The sequence below is a fragment of the Acidiferrobacter sp. SPIII_3 genome (assembly GCF_003184265.1).
Classification (GTDB): domain Bacteria; phylum Pseudomonadota; class Gammaproteobacteria; order Acidiferrobacterales; family Acidiferrobacteraceae; genus Acidiferrobacter.
Window position 1 is genome coordinate 1,970,919 of the sequence record NZ_CP027663.1, and the last position, 17,668, is coordinate 1,988,586.

Genomic DNA, 17,668 nt, shown 5'->3' on the forward strand with positions numbered 1-17,668 from the left:
GCCATGACCAAACACTATGATCTGCTGATTCTGGGCGGCGGCAGCGGGGGCATTGCCACCGCCAACCGTGCGGCCGCCCATGGGGCACGCTGTGCCCTGATCGAAAAGGGGCCGCTGGGCGGTGCCTGCGTCAACGTCGGGTGCGTGCCAAAGAAGCTCTTTTGGAATGCCGCGCACATGCAACAGTGCGCGCAAACGGCACGGGATTACGGCTTTGCCCCGCTGCTCGGCGACTTCGACTGGCCGGCGCACAAGCACGCCCGCGATACCTACATCGCGCGGCTGAACGGGCGCTACGAGGCGGGGCTTGCCGACAACGGCGTGACCGTGATCGCCGGACATGGGCGGTTCGTCGATCCCCGGACGATCGAAGTCAACGGGGGCCGCTACCAGGCCGACCATATCGTGGTGGCGACCGGGAGCCGTCCGTTGATTCCCGAGGTGCCCGGGGCCGCCTGGGGCCTCACATCCGATGACTTCTTCGCGCTCGCCACAAGACCACGCAAGGTCGCGGTCGTGGGCGCGGGCTATATCGCCGTGGAACTCGCCTCGGTCCTGAGGGGACTCGGCAGCGAGGTGTCGCTCATCATGCGCGGCGCACACCTCCTGGCAGCCTTCGATCCCATGCTGCGCGAGGGACTCACGGACGCCATGACCACCGCCGGCATCAATCTCCTGCCCCAGCGCCACGTCGCCGGCATCGACAAGGCGGGCGACACGCTAAGCCTCCGCTACAAAGACGGCGAGGCCCTCTGCGGCCTCGATACCGTGCTGTGGGCAGTGGGGCGAACCCCCAACACCGATGCCCTCGGGCTCGACAAGGCCGGCATCACGCCGGGCGGCGGCGGGATCATCGAAACCGATTCCTTTCAAAATACGGCCGTGCCCGGCCTCTACGCCATCGGCGACCTGACCGGGCGCGCGGCCCTCACACCCGTCGCGATTGCCGCCGGGCGGCGACTAGCCGACCGGCTGTTCGGCGGCCAGCCAGACCGGCGCCTCGACTATGACCTCATCCCCACCGTGGTCTTCAGCCATCCCCCGATCGCAAGCGTGGGACTGACCGAACCCGAGGCCCGCGACCGCCATGGCCGCGACGCGGTCAAGGTCTATCGCACGCGGTTTGCGCCCATGAGCCAGGCATTCAGCAAGGAGCCGCATCGTACCGCGATGAAGCTCGTGACGGTCGGTCGCGAGGAGCGCGTGGTGGGCCTGCACATCATCGGCGAGGCCGCAGATGAGATGTTGCAGGGCTTTGCGGTGGCCATCAAGATGGGGGCCACCAAAAAGGATCTGGACGATACGCTCGCCATTCACCCGACGAGCGCCGAGGAACTCGTCACCATGCGCTAGCCCGCGCCTGTCAGGCCCCCGTGCCCACCGGCTACGCCACATGCCCATGACCACCGGCGCGCCCAAGAGCCGGCGGCGGCCCTTCCCGCGCTATACTAGGTCATGGCATCTGATCGCGACATGACATCCACCACCCCCTATGCCGACCTTACGCCGGAACTCATCCTGAGCGCGGCCGAGACCGTGGGACTTGCCCCCACGGGGGGTTTTCAGACACTTGCCAGTTACGAAAACCGCGTCTACAAGATCGAGACCGAGGACCTCCCGTGGGCGGTAAAATTCTATCGTCCGAACCGCTGGACGAACACCGCGATCGCGGAGGAGCATGGCTTCCTGCAGGAGCTCGTGGACGCGGAGATCCCGGCCGTGGCGCCCCTTGCGCGCGACGGCGAGACGCTGTTTCATGCCGGATCCTACCGATTTGCCGTGTTTCCCTGGCGGCCCGGGCGCGCCGGCTGCGTCGAGACCGTAAGCGAGCGCCAGACCCTCGGCCGCCACCTAGGCCGTCTGCATCTCGTCGGCGCCGGCCGGTTCGCGGCCCGACCAACCCTCGATGTGGCGTCGTTCGTGGATCCCGCCATAACCACCCTCGCCGACTGTCCGTTTATGCCTGCCGATCTGCGACCGGCGTTTTTGGCCACCACTGCCCGGCTACGCGCCCTGGTGGCCACGGCGTTCGCCGATCTCGGCGCCCCCAACCTGCGACTGCACGGCGACTGTCATGCCGGTAACGTCTTGACCAACGACTTAGGCCTCACGCTGGTCGACTTCGATGACTGCCTGAACGGTCCCGCGATTCAGGATCTGTGGATGCTGCTACCCGGGGACCAGTGTGAGCAGGAGGAGGCCCTTGCGACACTTCTCCAGGGTTACGAACTATTCCGCGACTTCGATCCGGCGGAGCTGCGTCTGATAGAACCCTTGCGCACCGCGCGACTCCTGCACTACAACGCCTGGATCGCGCGCCGCTGGCAAGACCCGGCGTTCCCGCGCGCCTTCCCGTGGTTCGCCGAGGACCGCCACTTCCGCGAACTCATGGGGCTTTTGGCGACACAGGAACGACGCCTCGACGCCCCACCCATTCGCCGATGGGTGCCTTGAGGTCCCGCTCAAGCGCCCGCGGCCTTGGCCCGCGCTATCATGACCACATCGCCCGCGTCCAGATGCACATCGTAACCCCATAAGCGGGCCACATGATCGAGTGTTTTCTTGGCCTCGGCCTGATCCAGGGGGTATTCGTCCATCTTTTTTAAATGCAGGTGGCGGTCGCCCCAGCGATTGACCGCCACGACCTCGATATCGGCCGAACGCGCGGCCTCGGCAATCTGGCGCGCGAGCGCGCTGCGCAGATACTGATAACCCTGATCGTCGTGCACGGCCGTCACCCGGTAGGCCTCGGCCTGCGGATCGTTCTCCAGGGCAAAGAGGTGCAGGTCGCGCATCACCTTGGGTGACAGATATTGCAAGACGAAGCTTTCATCACGAAATTCACGCATCGCGAAGTGGATGTGCTTGCGCCAATCGGGATCTCCCGCGAACGCGAACCACTCGCGATCCTCATCCGTGGGGTTCACGCATATGCGCTTTATGTCCTGAAATATCGCAAATCCCAAAGCATATGGGTTTATGCCACTATAGTGGCGGCTGTCGAAGTCCGGCTGAAAGATCACCGCCGTGTGGCTTGCATAGAACTCCAGCAGCGCGCCGTCCCCGATGAGTCCCATGGCATGCATGCTGTGCATGATGTGATAATGGACGAAGCATGCGAAGCCTTCGTTCATGATCTTCGTCTGACCCTGCGGATAAAGGTACTGGGCGATCTTGCGCACGATGCGCAGGATCTCGCGCTTCCAGGTCTCGAGGTTGGGCGCGTTCTTCTCGATAAAATAGATGAGATTCTCCTGCGGGTCTTTGGGGAAGCGTTCCTCGGGCATGGCCGCCGCCGCCTCCGCCGCCCCGGGGACCGTGCGCCAGATCTCCGAGAGGTGCTGCTCTATGAATGCCGCGCGCTCACGCCGGCGCCGCAGTTCATCACGTGTCGAGAGCTTTTGCGGACGGCGCGCCCTGTCGACAGCGTTGCGGTTCAACGCATGGGCTGCGTCTATCACCTCCGACACCGCGTCGATTCCGTACTGTTCCTCGCAGTGGGCGATATAGGTCTTGCCAAACTCCAGGTAATCCAGAATGCCTTCCGCGTCCGTCCATTGCTGAAAGAATGTGTTGTTCTTGAAAAATGCGTTGTGGCCGAAGGCCGCATGGGCAATGACCAGGGTCTGCATCACCATGGTGTTCTCTTCCATGAGGTAGCTGATGCAGGGATTGCTGTTGATGACAAGTTCATAAGCAAGTCCCATCTCGCCGCGCCGATACTGTCCAGTCTCGATTGCCCGCTGTTTACCGAATGACCAGTGCGGGTAATACATGGGCAGGCCGGTGGAGGCGTAGGCATCGAGCATCTGCTCGGCGGTAATGACCTCGAGCTGGTTTGGGTAGGTATCGAGGGCCAGTTCCCGCTCCGCGATCTCCGCTATCCGTTCCGTGACCGTGGCTATGCGTTCGAACGTCCACTCGTTGTCCGTGAATAACACCGCCTCCCGGTCAGCCATGCACGGTCCCCTGTCTTGGTGAAAAGAGCGAACGGAACAACGGGTAGATGTCCTCGGTATGACGTGCGCGCGCGGTCATGAGTTCGGGAAACTCCTGAGACATGCCCTTATAGAGCCTAAGGAGCGCGCTCTCCTGATCCTGGTTGACCTCCAGATAGAACATGTTGCGCAGCTGCGGCAGGAGTCCGAAAGCGCGCTCCTGCACGAGGCGGTTGTCATCCTGGGCGTTGTCGCCATCCGAGGCCTGCGCCAGATAGACATTCCAGTGTTCCGGAGGGAACCTCTGGACCATGATGTCCTCGACTAACGCCAGAGCCGGCGATACCAGCGTGCCTCCCCCTTCCTTGGCACCGAAAAACTCCTGCTCGGTGCACTCGCTCGCTTCGCCGTGATGCTTTATGAAGACGATCTCGACGGCACGATACTGGCGATGGATGAAAAGATACAGGAGCAGAAAAAAGCGCTTGGCAAGATCCTTTTCGATGTCGCCCATACTGCCTGACACATCCATGACGCAAAAGATCACGGCGCTCGTGATCGGCCGCGGCTGCTGGTCGATGTGCGCAAAACGCAGATCCGACTCGTCGATGAACGGTATCGCCTTGATCTTGCGTTCCAGGACCTTCATCTCGTCATGGATCTCGGTCAACCGGAAACGCTCTATGCTCGTGTCCTCGCCACAACCCTGGCGGACACGGATCTCCTCCTCGAGCGTCTCGGCTTGTCTTGAGAGCGCCTCGAGCTCCTGCTTCTTGCGCGCGCGTAGCGCCATCCGCCGGGCCCGGGCGGTACGCATCGTGCGCCCGATGTGCATGCGCGACGGGCTGCCTTCCTTTACGAAGCCAGCCCGCCGCCATTGCTCGACTTGAATGTCCTCGGTGCGCGTCTGCCGCAGGTTGGGGAGTTCGAGACCATCGAACAGAACCGACAGGAACTCATCGGCCGACAACACAATGGCGATCTCATCGTCGCCGAGACCCTCGGATGCGCCCGGGCCGCCATCGTCCCCGCTATCACCGCCGCGCGGCTTTGGTATCAGATCGCCCCGCCTGAACTGCTTATTGCCGGGCAACACCTGCTCCCAGGCGGCATCCCGCATGTCCCGCCGAAAGCTCGGCTCGTGCAGATCCTTCGTCGGAATGGCGATCGGCTGTTCCGTGTCGAGCATGTCGCCAAGCGACCGGCGGCGCGCGAGCTTCTCCACCGCCGCCTTCACGCGCCCGCGCACGCGTCGCTGCAAGCGGTCCTGATTGGCGCTGGAGCGCGTCCCCAAATTGCGCCGATCTATGATCACGCTCATGGAAACCCCTCCCATAAAACGACGCGCCTGTGCACCGGCCCGCCGTTTGCCATCAATGATGCTTCCGATAGCGCATATACCAATCGACGAGCAAGCGCACCTGCTTTTCGGTATAGCCCTTTTCCTGCATGCGCACGACGAAGTCATAATGCTTGCGCTCGTCTTCCGAGGTCCGCTTCTTGCCAAACGAGATCACCGGCAGCAGATCCTCGGTATTCGCGAACATCTTCTTCTCGATCACGACCCTAAGCTTCTCATAACTGGTCCACGCCGGGCTCTTGCCGCCGTTGTTGGCCTTGGCGCGCAGCACGAAATTCACCACCTCATTGCGGAAATCCTTGGGATTGGCAATCCCCGCGGGCTTCTCGATCTTCTCCAGATCCTCGTTCAGCAATGTCCGGTTCATGATCTGGCCGGTGTCGGGATCCCGGAATTCGGTATCCTGCAGCCAGAAATCGGCATATTGGATGTAGCGATCGAACAGATTCTGCCCGTAGTCACCATAGCTCTCGAGATAGGCCTTCTGGATCTCAAGCCCCAGGAACTCGGCGTAGCGCGAGGCGAGTTCGTCTTTCAAGAACCCGAGATACCGGGCCTCGATGTCCGGGGGAAACTGTTCGGCGCGGATCTGCGTCTCCAGGACATGCAGGAGATGCACGGGATTCGCCGCCACCTCCTCGCTATCATAATTGAAGGTGCGCGACAGGATCTTGTAGGCAAAGCGCGTGGAGATGCCGTCCATGCCCTCGTCCACCCCCGCCACGTCGCGATACTCCTGGAGACTTTTGGCCTGCTGGTCGCGATCCTTCAAGGTCTTGCCGTCATAAATCTCCATCTTCGACCACAGGCTGCTGTTGCCCGGGTCCTTCAGGCGACTCAACACCGAAAACCGCGCCAGCATCTCGAGCGTGTCGGTGGCACACGGGGCTTGGCTCAGGGCGCTGTTTTCGAGAAGCTTGCGATATATGCGCGTCTCCTCGGTCACGCGCAGGCAATAGGGGACCTTGACGATGAACACCCGGTCGAGAAAGGCCTCGTTACGCTTGTTGTTGCGAAACGCCGCCCACTCCGACTCGTTGCTGTGAGCGAGGATGATCCCCTGGTAGGGCATGGCGCCGAAGCCCTCGGTCCCGTTGTACGTGCCCTCCTGGGTCGCGGTCAAAAGCGGATGGAGCATCTTGATGGGGGCCTTGAACATCTCGACGAACTCGAGCACGCCCTGCGTGGTGACGTTCAGGCCGCCGGCGTACGAGTACGCGTCGGGATCATCCTGGGAGAAGTCCTCGAGCTTGCGGATATCCACCTTGCCTACAAGGCTTGCGATATCCTGATTGTTTTCATCGCCAGGCTCGACCTTGGTGATCCCGATCTGATGCAGCTGTGAGGGCATGAGACGCACGACCGAAAACCGCCGGATGTCGCCGTCGAACTCACGCAGGCGCTTCGCCGCCCATGGAGACATGACGCCCTGAATGGCGCGACGCGGAATACCGTAGCGCTCTTCAAGAATCGCACCATCCTCCTCGGGGTCGAATAGCCCGAGCGGTGATTCGTAGAGAGGCGACACGCGACCGTTGGATGCCAGGCAATAGATGGGGTATTGCTCCATCAGCGCCTTCAGACGCTCGGCAAGCGATGATTTCGCGGCACCCACCGGACCCAGGAGATAGAGGATCTGTTTGCGCTCCTCGAGGCCCTGAGCGGCGTGACGAAAATACGCCACGAGGTTCTCCACGACATCCTCGATTCCATAAAAATCTTCGAATGCTGGATAAGTCAGAATCTTCCGATTCATGAAGATGCGCGCCAGGCGCAGGTCGGACTGGGTGTCGACGACCCGCGGTTCGCCGATCGCCGCCAGCATCCGTTCAGCGGCGGGGGCGTAGGCTAGCGGGTCCTTGGCGCACAGCTTGAGATACTCATCAAGCGTCATCGTCACTTCCCGCTGTTGCCTGAATCGTTCTTGATACCGGTCAAATAGCGCCATGATCCACCCCTCGCCGTCTCTCGTACGAATCTCGCATCCTGCACCACGGCTGCGCGCCGTCTGCCCCTGCGCGGCGCGTCCCGCCACCGCGACCCCTTCGCCCGTTCACTTTAGGGCCTATGCCTCCCCGCCTCATCCTCAATACGCCCGACTCATGTTCGATAACCATGCGCCGCGCCCACGGACACCGTGCTTCTCTCCCTTGTATATCGCGCCGGCAGTATATCGCGCCGGCGCGCCCTACAAGCTTAGACGCGGATTGCGCGAAGTAACGCCTTCTACGCGCGGTTTTCGATAAGCGGTCAGACCCGTACCACCCATCTATCAGTCCCATGCGCCTGCGCCACGGTCTTGCCTGCCGGTTGGATGCGACAGGGGCGTGATTTGTTCCGCGCCCCGAACGCTCCGAAAATCGCCCTGCGCTCGGCGCGCCAGCGCCTCGGCCTGATCCTAATAGCAGCAAAGTTCATGCCGTTTCGCACTGTATGGTCCCATGCGACGCCGTCGCTCGCGGATCTCATCGACATACTCTACAGCGACCGCGGCCGCATCACTATCCGTCGCAACCCGCGCCCGGCGAGCGCCCGCGGTCTCTTCGAAGGCCCGGGAGATCGCGGACCCTCAACGAGCAACCGGCTCACGAACCACGCCCCGACCGGGATAAGGGGCAGCTAAAGTCGTACCCGGGCGGGAGAAAGCCCAAGGCGGCGCATTGCGGGGCGGCTGGCGTGACTGAAGACACAATCGCCCGACCCTCTTCTTCTTGGGATTTCGCCGATGCTATGTCATCATGGCGCCCCCCTGGAGGGGCGGTCCCAGGCGTTCGGGCGCACGGAAGGGACACCGCGCAAACCGGCGGGCACTGGCCAACGCTTGGGGCGTCACCGCCAATAGCTGGTGCAAGGGCCTGTCTTTCATCGTTCTGCCCGTCTTCACAGAGGTCCGTACATGTCGATCGTGCCTGCTCGCCCCTCGTCGGCCGACACCCGCGCCGGACGATCACCAGTCGCGCCCCTGCTCGGGCTTGCCTGGCTGCACTTCCTGAACGACGGCGCCGCGAATTTCCTGCCCGGCATCCTTCCGGCCATCCTTGTGGGCCTGCATGCCGGAGCGGCATCGGCCTCCGGTATTATGGCCGCGCTCTTGATCGGCCAGGGGTTCCAACCGTTCGCCGGCTGGCTTTCGGACCGCCTCGGCGGCAAGGCCCTCGCCATTCTCGGTGTGAGCGGCACGACCCTCGGCCTCATCCTCGTCGGCCAGAGCCGCGGCCTGCCGACCCTGCTTGCGGCACTTGCCTTGATCGGGGTATCCAACGCCCTGTTTCATCCACAGTCGCTCGCCCTGGCACGCAGTCTCGCAAAGAAGCGCCATGGCGCCATCATGTCCGTGTTTCTCGTGGGCGGCGAGCTCGGCCGTGGGCTTTACCCGCTGATCGCAAGCCTCGTGGTCGCGCACTTCACCACCTCCGGTCTGTGGATCGTGGCACTGCCGGCGATCATGAGCATACCGCTCATAGCACCCCTGCTCCCACCGCTCGTGCCCCGCGCCGCGAATGCGGCGCCGGTGCACTGGCGCCGTCACGCCCGGCCGGCCGCGACCCTGATCGCCTATGCCGCGTTGCGCTCCTTCGGCCTCTATGCCCTGGTCACCTTCCTGCCCATCGCCTGGCAACATGACGGCGGTTCACTCGTCGGCGGCGCCTCGCTGATCACCGTTTTGCTGGTCGTGGGGGTCATCGGCAACGTGAGCGGCGGGCTGATCGCCGACCGTTTGGGGCGCCGCATCGTGCTCGTCGGGTCGAGCCTGTTAACCGCCGCGCTCGTTGCGATCTATCTCATGAGCTCCGGATGGATCGTATGGCTGATACTGGGCCTCTTGGGGATCGCCGTATTTAGCGCGCTCCCGGTCTCGGTCCTCGTCGGCCAGGACATCTTCCCTGAAAATCGCAGTCTGGGCTCGGGGATCGCGCTCGGTCTCGGAAACAGTCTGGGTGCGCTCCTTCTGCTTGGCTTTGGTGTCGCCACATCGGCGTTCGGCGTCCCCACGGCCCTCTGGATACTGCCGCCCGTGGCGCTCATGTGCGCCCTTCTGGCCGCCCGCCTCTAAACCTCACGCGTGCGACGCGCGCGCCGCCGCCACGATGCCCCGCCAACCCCTCGTCCTCGCGCCCGTCGGACGAAGTTTGTATAGCGCAGACCCCATGCCTCTGTTAGCGTGGCGCTTCGTTTTGATGTCGAGCGCTGGCGCGGATATGACCATGTGTAAGCGCATGGCGGGCGGGCCACACTGACAGGATTTGGCCGCTTTTCGTCACCCGTCGGCACACAGGAGCCACAGGCACCTTCCCGACCACCCACGCCTCTGGAGGTCTCGCGCTATGAACGAAGGGCCACATCAGGATGGGATCATCGCCATCTCGCATCGTGAGAGGGGACACGGAATGCGCGCCGCCGGTGACAGCCTGCCCATCCCCGGGGGCCATGACGACATCGGGCGGGGCGCGGCCCGCGACCTGAACCGTTGCTCGGGCCTGCTTGCCCTATCCGTGCTTCTCGATAGCGCCGTGGAACATTACCGCGGCAACTATCACAACAAGGCGATGCTCGCGCCGCTCATCACATCCACCCTGTCGCTCGCCGCCAGCGCCCACGGCGTAGCCTGCGGGAGTCCCCATAAGATCCGCCAGGGCGTGTTCGCGCTGGCACTCGCCACCGGCGCCGCCGGCACCCTGTTTCATGTCTACAACATCACCAAGCACCCCGGCGGGTTCTCCTGGCAGAATCTTTTCTACGCCGCGCCCCTCGGTGCCCCATCGGCCCTGACTGTGTCCGGCCTCGCGGGTATTTTCGCGGAGCGCATGCATTGCGCCCATGACGGCGACGAGCCACGCCTTTTTGGTCACGGCCTCGCGCGGATTACAGCACTCACAAGCGCGATCGCCATCGTCGGCACCACCGCCGAGGCCGCGCTCCTGCACTTTCGCGGGGCCTTTCAGAACCCATTCATGTTCTTCCCGGTCACCTTGCCGCCGGTGGCCGCCGCCCTGCTCGCGCGCGATGGCCTGGCACCGCCTAAGACGGCTTACCCCGTCACCCGCGGTTGGTTGACGGCCACCGCCGTCATGGGCCTGGCCGGGGCCGGCTTTCATATATATGGGGTCTCGCGGGCGATGGGCGGATGGCGCAATTGGCGGCAGAACATGGTGGATGGACCACCCATCCCGGCGCCCCCAAGCTACACCGCGCTTGCCTTCGCAGGCCTCGCCGCCCTGCGCATCCTCGCTCGCCCCGCATCAGGCGAACCCCCGATGGCGCCGGCATCGATGTCTCTGGCGCAACCGGCCCCGTCTACCTAAGGCCGCCCTCCGATGAGCGCCCATTGGTTCCATGCGTCGGTGCGACCCCCCCTTTACCCCCGAGGAGGACTTCCATGAATCATGCGGGGATGAGCCCCTACCCAAACTACGATGTCCTCGCAAAGCGCGACAGCCTGTCGTGGAATGACACGACCCGGGACGTGATCGCCAAGCGCCTGGCGGTTCCACGGGTCCCGCGATTCTTTACACCGGAGGAATGGCGTGTGCTCGACGCGCTGTGCGACCGCATCCTGCCGCAGGCCGCTGATCGCCCGCAGGTGCCGATTGCCGCACTCCTGGACACCACCCTGCTCACAGGCGACACCCAAGGTTTTCGGGTCGACCCCCTTCCCTATGATCAGGACGCCTGGAGACACGGCCTCAAGGCCCTCGACAGCGAGGCCCAGACGATCTACGGCGCGCCCTTTCAGGTGCTGTTGCCGGCCACGCAAGATGAACTCCTGAAACGGGCCCAGACGGGGGATCTGCACAACCCCGCTTGGCGCCCCATGACTGCCTCCTTGTTCTTCGAAAAACGCATCCTCGTGGATATCCCGGCCATGTACTACTCTCATCCGGCCTCATGGAGCGAGATCGGTTTCGGCGGGCCGGCAGGCCCGCGCGGCTATGTGCGCATGGAGCTCAACCGTCGCGACCCATGGGAGGCCGAGGCATTCGTATCGCGCAACCCCGGAACACGCCATGTCCGCTGACCACGGGTCGTGCCCGCGCGCCATGGCCGGACGCGCCCCGGATGTCTTCGACGCCAAGGGTGGCTACGTCCCTATGCGCTGCCATGGCGACGATGAGGTCGTGGATTTCGTGATCGTGGGCACCGGCGCCGGTGGCGGGACACTGGCGGCGCGGCTTGCCGAGCACGGCTTTTCCGTAGTGGCGTTCGACGCCGGACGCTTCTTTCGGCCCCTTCAGGACTTTGCCTCCGACGAGACCGCCCAGAACTCCCTCTATTGGACCGACAAACGCATCTGCGATGGCGACAACCCGATCAAGATGGGTGGCAACAATAGCGGCAAAGCGGTGGGCGGCAGCACCGTGCATTACGCAATGGTGTCGCTACGCTTTCGCCCGGAATGGTTCAAGAGCCGCAGCGTGCTCGGCTACGGTGCCGACTGGCCCCTGGATTGGCGGGAGATGTGGCACTACTACGGCGAGGCCGAAAGGGCCCTGGCAATCGCCGGCCCTATGCGCTACCCCTGGGGCCCGAAGCGCCCCCGCTACCCCTATCGCGCGCACGAGATGAATGCCGCGGCCTGGTTGCTCGCGCGAGGCTGCGAGGCCCTTGGCTACCGTTGGGCCGAGACACCGCTCGCCACGGTCTCGGCGCCACACGGAAAGTCCCCGCCCTGCGTCTATCGGGGATTCTGCCGCTTCGGCTGCTCGACCAACGCCAAGCAGAGCGCACTCACGGTATGGATACCCCGCGCCCTGAAGGCCGGCGCCGAGATCCGCGATCTGGCCATGGTCGGGCGGATCGAGGTTGATGACCTCGGTCTCGCCCAGGGGGTCCATTACATCCGCCAAGGACAGTGGCGCTTTCAACGGGCCCGCCACGTCATCGTCTCGGGCTATGCCATCGAGACGCCGCGGCTTTTGCTCAACTCCGCGAGCGGCCGCTTCCCGGAAGGTCTCGCCAATTCTTCTGGGCTCGTCGGCCGCAACCTTATGACGCAATGCAACCAGGCCGCCTGGGGGCGTATGGACGACGAGATCCGCTGGTATAAAGGCCCCCCATCTCTGGCCCTCACCGAACACTGGAACTACGAAGACCGCGGCAAGGATTTCTTCGGTGGTTATTGCTGGATGGGTCAGGGCCCCCTGCCCATAGAATGGGTCTCGGTCCAGACCGGCTCACGGGGTCTTTGGGGCGACCGTCTGCGCCGCGAAATGATGGATTACAACCATCAGATAGGGGTGAAGATGGTCGGCGAGATGCTCCCCAACGAAGACAACCGCGTCACGCTCGACTGCGAAACCGACCAGTACGGCCTGCCCATACCCCGCATCACCTACCGCTGGGGCGACAACGACCGGCGCCTCATCAAACACGCGCTCGACCAGATGATGATGAGCCTCGATGCGATCGGTGCCACCAGGCTCTTTCGCCAGGAGGACGATACCAACCATCTGGCCGGCACCGCGCGCATGGGCTTTGCGCCCGAGACCAGCGTCGTCGATGCCGACTGTCGCAGCTGGGATATTCCCAATCTCTGGATCTGCGACGGCTCGGTGTTCCCGACCACGGGCGGCGTGAATCCGGCCCTGACAATCCAGGCCATCGCCCTGCGTACCGCCGATCGCATCAAGACTTTGGCATCGCGCTGCGAGCTCTGAGCCAAATAATCCGCGACATTGCCGCCATGGGCCCGCCCACCAAGGCGCGCTTGACCAGGGCCCTTCCTGGCTACGGATGCCGGACCCGTACCAGGCAAGGGTGCCCACGAACCAGAGATCCCGAATCCTCGTTGCCGAAATGCGCCCGGTGGGCGCACGCTATCACGACTTTAGGTAAGGGGGCCGCCGTAGCGCTATGATCGGCATATTCCTCGTGGTCGAAAACGAGATTCTTCTGGATGCCGTGGCGGATAGCGAAGGGCCATCATTCGGCGCGCTACGCCAGCACGGCGAGCACTACGCATTTTGGGAACAGTGTATACGGAAACGAACGGCCGAGAGCCTCTTCAAGTCCCATGCCTATGATTTCTATCCGCGCGGTCGAATCGTCTTTGACCCATCCCGAAATACGCACATACTGTACGTCGACCGCTGCATCCCGACCGCCATCCGCGCCCTTATCGTCGAACGCTTCGCGCTCACCCGTCATGTCGTCCGCGGCGACCATCACTATCGTTGCGCCGGATGCCAGAGGCTCTCCCTGGATGACGACCCGAACGACCCCGGCCCGGAGATCGACCGACCCGTCTCCCATGCCCCCATGAGCGGCGTAATGGCCTCCGCCGACGCCATGATCCCGGCGCCGCTCATTGCAAAACGATGCGCCGTAGGTGCGGACACTCTAGATCGACTTCAGTCGCGCAGTAATACCCGGACATGGCCACCCCTGGCATGGCCCAGGCCTTGCCATGAATGCGCCCTACGCCGTGCGCGCCTGTCCCCAGGCCAGCACGGCAAGCCCGCTCAGAATGGCCGCCATGCCTATGCCATCGGTGGGCGACGGACGCTCGCCGAGCCGCCACCACGCGCTCAGGACACCAAGTAACGGGGCGAGCAAAGTGCCCATCCCCACCACCGCCGACGGCAGGTTATCGACGGCATAAGCCCACAGAAAGAGTGCCAGCGTCGTCCCGGGAATCGCGTTATAGAGGAGCGCCCCCACCAACGCCGCCGTCCAATGGATACGCCAAGGCTCCACGACCGCCGCAAAAAGGGCCAGCGCCACGCCCCCCAGAAGCATCTGCCAAAAGGTTACGTTGAGCAAATCCAGGCCGCGCGGAGACATGCGCCTCTGCCAGATGGTCGAGGTCGCCCAGAAGAATGCCGAAAGGAGCGCGAGCACCGTCCCCCGAAGCGGGACATGGCCACTCCAGGGTGCCACGATAGCCACAATGCCTCCCCCGGCCAACGCCAGCGTCACCCACTGAACGCCTCTAATGGGCTCACCCAGTAGCGGCCAGGCGAGCAGCATGAGCCAGACCGGCATGGTGTACACCAGGACCGCGGTCGGCCCCGCCCCGGCGTACTGAAGCGCCCACATGGCAAGCCCCATGAAAGCGACGCTCTGAAGAAGACCCAGAGGCAGAACATAGCGGAGTGGAGGCGGCGCGAATCGGCGCTTCAAGATGACCAGGATCGGCACAAACGTGCCCGCGCCGAGGAGCATGCGCAAGGCCACGAACAAGAGCGGCGGGCAGTCGCGCAGGGCCTCCTTCATGATCACCCAGTTGTAGCCCCAGATGACCGTCATGAGACCCAATGCGGTCAGCGCACGCAGACGGGCATAGCACATAAGCGCCTCTCACAAGAAATTCCGTGAGGTTGTATCACATCACCGACCCTCGTGGACACATACGGTCACGTGCGCGCACGCCACCCGCAACAACCCCGCCCCGGTAGTCGTTGAGCACGACAACCGCCCAGGACGAAACCAGCGACTCTGGGGCAAGATGGGAAAGCGAAGGGGACTGGCAAAGTCACACGGTCGTAGGTCCAGGGCGCGGCCTTCGATCCGCCGATTCCGGCACTCTTACGGCCGCCCTTCCGCGCGGCGGCCGCCCGGCCAAGGGGCGCCTCCATGGCGCAAACGAATCCCACGAGTACAACATAAACGCCCCAGAGTGGCGGTGGGCGCATCCGGGCATCCTTTGCGGGCGCTTGGCAGGGGCGATGACCTGCGCCTGGAATACACCCGCGCCGGCTCGCTCATGCTCTCCGCTACATCGGAAAAAACTAAGGCTCCTCAGTAAAATTCGTGGGTGAGCTTTGGCTCAGGAAGCTTGCCAAGCGCATGATATAGCGCCATTTCGAGGATCTCCGGGGATCGGAAACCGTACGATTTTCTGATGGTCAGTTTGGCCTTGGTGTTCAGGCCCTCGACGATGCCGTTGGAGATCTGGCCTTTGGCCTTGAACCAGTTCAGGATCAGCGGTCGGTGGCGCCGGCACATCCGGGCCATCTTCTTCATGGGTTCGATGCGGGAGCGCAACGCCGTCGTGCACCAGGCATCCAGGAACTTGCCGGCCCAGGTCGGCGAGGCGTACTCCCAGAACTGCTGGAAGTCTTCCTTCAGTAGGTAGGCCCGGACGCTTTTCAGGTTATAGCGCAGCAGTTCTTTGAGCCGTCCCTTCTGGGGGGTGGTGAGATTCTCGGAGCGCTTCAAGAGGCACCAGCGGGACTTCTTCAGCACCGGCTCCCGGCCATTGCGTACCAGCTCTCGGGCCTCCTCGGCACGCACCTCATCCAAGGCGTCATTCATCTTGGCGACGATATGGAAACGGTCGAGGATATGCACGGCTTGGGAACAGCGTTCCCGAATCACGCGGATATAGGGTCGCCACATGTCCGAGCAGACGAACTCGATGCCGGCGCAGGTCTCCGGCCCCAGCATGGTGAAGAAGCCCTCGAAGGTCTTCACGGTGCGTTCCTTACCCACCCACAGCAGACGCACCATGCCGGCCTCGATCTGATAGGCGAGCGTGAGATATTTGTGCCCCCGGCTGTAGGCGATCTCGTCGACCCCGAAGGCCTTGATGGGGCCCAAGACCCGGTGTTCCAGCCCCCAGCGCACGATCCACTCGACCGAGCGATACACCTGATCCCACGAGGTATGAAACGACCGGGAGACCTCCAACCATGAGAGTTTCCGGGCCCAGGTCGCAAGGAACTGCATGTAGGCCGTCGTCAAATGGTGTTTACCGCAGGCCCAGGGCAGGATCTCGGCGACAACGCCGCATGTGGGACAGTCCACACGCCGTCTTGCGTAAAGGAAGAAGACCGCGAATCCCCAAAACGGAAGGATCTCGGCGACAACGCCGCATGTGGGACAGTCCACACGCCGTCTTGCGTAAAGGAAGAAGACCGCGAATCCCCAAAACGGAATAAACTCAAAGGACCGTTCGGGCAGCCGGTCGTAGCCCGCCCGGCGCTTCCCGCAGCCCGAGCAATAAGGCTTTGAGCCCTGACGGGGAATCACCTCGACCTCGATGGTGTTGGGGCGGGTCTCGGCAAACCAGGTCTTACCATACACGAAGCCTGACGGGGAATCACCTCGACCTCGATGGTGTTGGGGCGGGTCTCGGCAAACCAGGTCTTACCATACACGAAGCCCTTGAAATGATGACAACGATTCAATAATGTCGTGAGTTCCATGATTAAGCGCGCAGCCTCCTCGATTCAGGGTTCGCCACGGGCGTCTTCGGAGGCCCTGGTGACACTCAAGACCTATTGTAAAGATATTGACCGCTGGCCGCAGAGTTGGGCGGGCTTCCCCGATCTGGACGTGCCGGTGGGCGAGCGGATCGTGGCGGAGTTCACGCCCTTTCTCCTGGCCTTGATCAGTGAGCGACGGACGAAGAAGACGGTGAAGAAATATGCCGATTACCTTTGGGTCCTGGGCGGCGAGATTATTCATCGGACCCACTTCGAGGAGCGCGACCGGCGACTATCCGGTCGCGCCCTCATTCTCAAATACATTCACGCGCAGGGTGGTCCTTTGTGGAACGATGCGCGCGATGCGCGTTATGTGCGCGAGCATGAGGCCTACGATACCGTGTGTGCCCACTTCTACCGGTTCCTGACGGGCTCCGAGCCCTGAATTGCACCCACTAATTTCGCTGAAGAGCCAAAACTAAGGACCATTGCTATAGGGAATCCCTAAGAATATCTTATTCTGGCATTTAATTAGATGTTTTCACCCGACTGCCTTTACACAATCCTCAGCAAAAATTGCGGTTTGTCCACGTTGCACCTGTCCATTTCGCGATGCCAATGCCTTGTGGTTTAAAGTTACATCCCGTAACAAAGTTTCCATTGCCTCTATTAATCAGCGAGAACATACTGAGTGTCGTAGGGAACCCTATTCTGATATCAAAGAATCCCACAGGGTCTTTTCTATGAACCAACAATTGCTTATTCCGCCATTCTTCATACACTCCGCGAATTTTGCGGTAACAGGGCCGCTCGCTATACATGGTTTTTGCGGTGCCGTCGGCGGCAACAGCGGCGGCTTAGGAGACCCGTACTCGGCGCGCAGATTGACGGAGCCAAGCAACCGGGGTCTGCAAGCGGAAAACGGCCTGACCTGCCAGGCTCGCTCTCTTGCTCGCTGAAGGATTCTCCTGCATGCCTGACAGATTCGGCTCTAGAGGGTGCGTTACGAAAAAGAGGACCATTGGAGGTGAATGCTCATGCTTCAAGACCTTGGGCAACTTTATAAAAAAAGCTGGAAGGCCCTGATCATCCTGATGGGATTTGCGCTGCTTTCGGGTTGCGTGATTGTTCCGCGCGGCGCGTATTACGTCCATCCTTGTTGGCGGTGCCGTTGGTGGCGATAAGTCTTCGCGCTCAACAAGCGTGCGCCGGCTGTCGGTATG

At 62.7% G+C, this 17,668-nt stretch carries 13 protein-coding genes; 7 read left to right on the plus strand and 6 right to left on the minus strand.

Going from position 1 to position 17,668, the window contains the following annotated elements:
- The first annotated feature begins 3 nt into the window (after nt 1-3).
- Together gorA and C4901_RS09980 are read left to right on the plus strand one after the other, a co-directional pair.
- Nucleotides 4-1,353 (plus strand): glutathione-disulfide reductase, encoded by a 1,350-nt coding sequence (gene gorA, locus C4901_RS09975; protein ID WP_110137205.1) that lies wholly within the window; start codon nt 4-6, stop codon nt 1,351-1,353.
- 120 nt (nt 1,354-1,473) lie between these two features.
- Nucleotides 1,474-2,454, plus strand: coding sequence for a serine/threonine protein kinase (locus tag C4901_RS09980; protein ID WP_110138606.1), 981 nt, complete (start codon nt 1,474-1,476; stop codon nt 2,452-2,454).
- An 8-nt stretch (nt 2,455-2,462) separates the two neighbouring features.
- Here the strand turns inward: C4901_RS09980 and C4901_RS09985 are convergent, their stop codons facing one another.
- Genes C4901_RS09985 through C4901_RS09995 form a run of 3 tightly spaced genes read right to left on the minus strand, consistent with a single transcriptional unit; the run spans nt 2,463 to nt 7,246 of the window.
- Nucleotides 2,463-3,959, minus strand: a complete 1,497-nt coding sequence (locus tag C4901_RS09985) for a SpoVR family protein (protein ID WP_110137206.1) — start codon at nt 3,957-3,959, stop codon at nt 2,463-2,465.
- Entirely contained in the window at nt 3,952-5,259 is a 1,308-nt protein-coding gene (locus C4901_RS09990) for a YeaH/YhbH family protein (RefSeq protein ID WP_110137207.1), read from the minus strand. Before C4901_RS09990 ends, C4901_RS09985 begins: the two co-directional genes overlap by 8 nt.
- A 52-nt stretch (nt 5,260-5,311) precedes the next feature.
- Complete coding sequence (locus C4901_RS09995; RefSeq protein WP_110137208.1) at nt 5,312-7,246, minus strand: PrkA family serine protein kinase; 1,935 nt, start codon at nt 7,244-7,246, stop codon at nt 5,312-5,314.
- A gap of 948 nt (nt 7,247-8,194) precedes the next feature.
- Here C4901_RS09995 and C4901_RS10005 point away from each other — a divergent pair.
- The 4 genes from C4901_RS10005 to C4901_RS10020 all read left to right on the plus strand — a co-directional run bounded on the left by C4901_RS10005 (nt 8,195) and on the right by C4901_RS10020 (nt 12,953).
- Nucleotides 8,195-9,352, plus strand: coding sequence for an MFS transporter (locus C4901_RS10005; protein WP_110137210.1), 1,158 nt, complete (start codon nt 8,195-8,197; stop codon nt 9,350-9,352).
- Nucleotides 9,353-9,623: 271 nt separating this feature from the next.
- Nucleotides 9,624-10,601 carry a hypothetical protein gene (locus tag C4901_RS10010; protein WP_205735932.1) on the plus strand — a complete coding sequence of 326 codons (978 nt, stop codon included), beginning with the start codon at nt 9,624-9,626 and terminating at the stop codon, nt 10,599-10,601.
- Nucleotides 10,602-10,675: 74 nt separating this feature from the next.
- Nucleotides 10,676-11,314, plus strand: a complete 639-nt coding sequence (locus C4901_RS10015; protein WP_110137211.1) for a gluconate 2-dehydrogenase subunit 3 family protein — start codon at nt 10,676-10,678, stop codon at nt 11,312-11,314.
- On the plus strand, nt 11,304-12,953 hold the full coding sequence (locus tag C4901_RS10020) for a GMC family oxidoreductase (RefSeq protein ID WP_110137212.1): 1,650 nt from the start codon (nt 11,304-11,306) through the stop codon (nt 12,951-12,953). Before C4901_RS10015 ends, C4901_RS10020 begins: the two co-directional genes overlap by 11 nt.
- 277 nt (nt 12,954-13,230) lie before the next feature.
- Here the strand turns inward: C4901_RS10020 and C4901_RS10025 are convergent, their stop codons facing one another.
- The 3 genes from C4901_RS10025 to C4901_RS10035 form a co-directional block, all read right to left on the minus strand.
- Nucleotides 13,231-13,461, minus strand: a complete 231-nt coding sequence (locus tag C4901_RS10025; RefSeq protein ID WP_145960693.1) for a hypothetical protein — start codon at nt 13,459-13,461, stop codon at nt 13,231-13,233.
- Nucleotides 13,462-13,713: 252 nt separating this feature from the next.
- Nucleotides 13,714-14,586, minus strand: a complete 873-nt coding sequence (locus C4901_RS10030; RefSeq protein ID WP_110137214.1) for a DMT family transporter — start codon at nt 14,584-14,586, stop codon at nt 13,714-13,716.
- Between the two features lie 450 nt (nt 14,587-15,036).
- The gene (locus C4901_RS10035) at nt 15,037-16,383 is read right to left on the minus strand and encodes an ISL3 family transposase (protein WP_370445980.1); all 1,347 of its coding nucleotides are present in this window, start codon (nt 16,381-16,383) and stop codon (nt 15,037-15,039) included.
- 60 nt (nt 16,384-16,443) lie between these two features.
- Here C4901_RS10035 and C4901_RS10040 point away from each other — a divergent pair, with 60 nt between their 5' ends.
- Nucleotides 16,444-16,890 carry a hypothetical protein gene (locus C4901_RS10040; RefSeq protein WP_110137215.1) on the plus strand — a complete coding sequence of 149 codons (447 nt, stop codon included), beginning with the start codon at nt 16,444-16,446 and terminating at the stop codon, nt 16,888-16,890.
- Nucleotides 16,891-17,668: the final 778 nt, after the last annotated feature.

Bases quoted from the DNA above. Each gene is read 5' to 3' on its own strand.
- gorA (WP_110137205.1), top strand. From the start codon at position 4: ATGACCAAACACTATGATCTGCTGATTCTGGGCGGCGGCAGCGGGGGC.
- C4901_RS09980 (WP_110138606.1), top strand. From the start codon at position 1,474: ATGACATCCACCACCCCCTATGCCGACCTTACGCCGGAACTCATCCTG.
- C4901_RS09985 (WP_110137206.1), bottom strand. From the start codon at position 3,959: ATGGCTGACCGGGAGGCGGTGTTATTCACGGACAACGAGTGGACGTTC.
- C4901_RS09990 (WP_110137207.1), bottom strand. From the start codon at position 5,259: ATGAGCGTGATCATAGATCGGCGCAATTTGGGGACGCGCTCCAGCGCC.
- C4901_RS09995 (WP_110137208.1), bottom strand. From the start codon at position 7,246: ATGGCGCTATTTGACCGGTATCAAGAACGATTCAGGCAACAGCGGGAA.
- C4901_RS10005 (WP_110137210.1), top strand. From the start codon at position 8,195: ATGTCGATCGTGCCTGCTCGCCCCTCGTCGGCCGACACCCGCGCCGGA.
- C4901_RS10010 (WP_205735932.1), top strand. From the start codon at position 9,624: ATGAACGAAGGGCCACATCAGGATGGGATCATCGCCATCTCGCATCGT.
- C4901_RS10015 (WP_110137211.1), top strand. From the start codon at position 10,676: ATGAATCATGCGGGGATGAGCCCCTACCCAAACTACGATGTCCTCGCA.
- C4901_RS10020 (WP_110137212.1), top strand. From the start codon at position 11,304: ATGTCCGCTGACCACGGGTCGTGCCCGCGCGCCATGGCCGGACGCGCC.
- C4901_RS10025 (WP_145960693.1), bottom strand. From the start codon at position 13,461: ATGGTCGCCGCGGACGACATGACGGGTGAGCGCGAAGCGTTCGACGAT.
- C4901_RS10030 (WP_110137214.1), bottom strand. From the start codon at position 14,586: ATGTGCTATGCCCGTCTGCGTGCGCTGACCGCATTGGGTCTCATGACG.
- C4901_RS10040 (WP_110137215.1), top strand. From the start codon at position 16,444: ATGATTAAGCGCGCAGCCTCCTCGATTCAGGGTTCGCCACGGGCGTCT.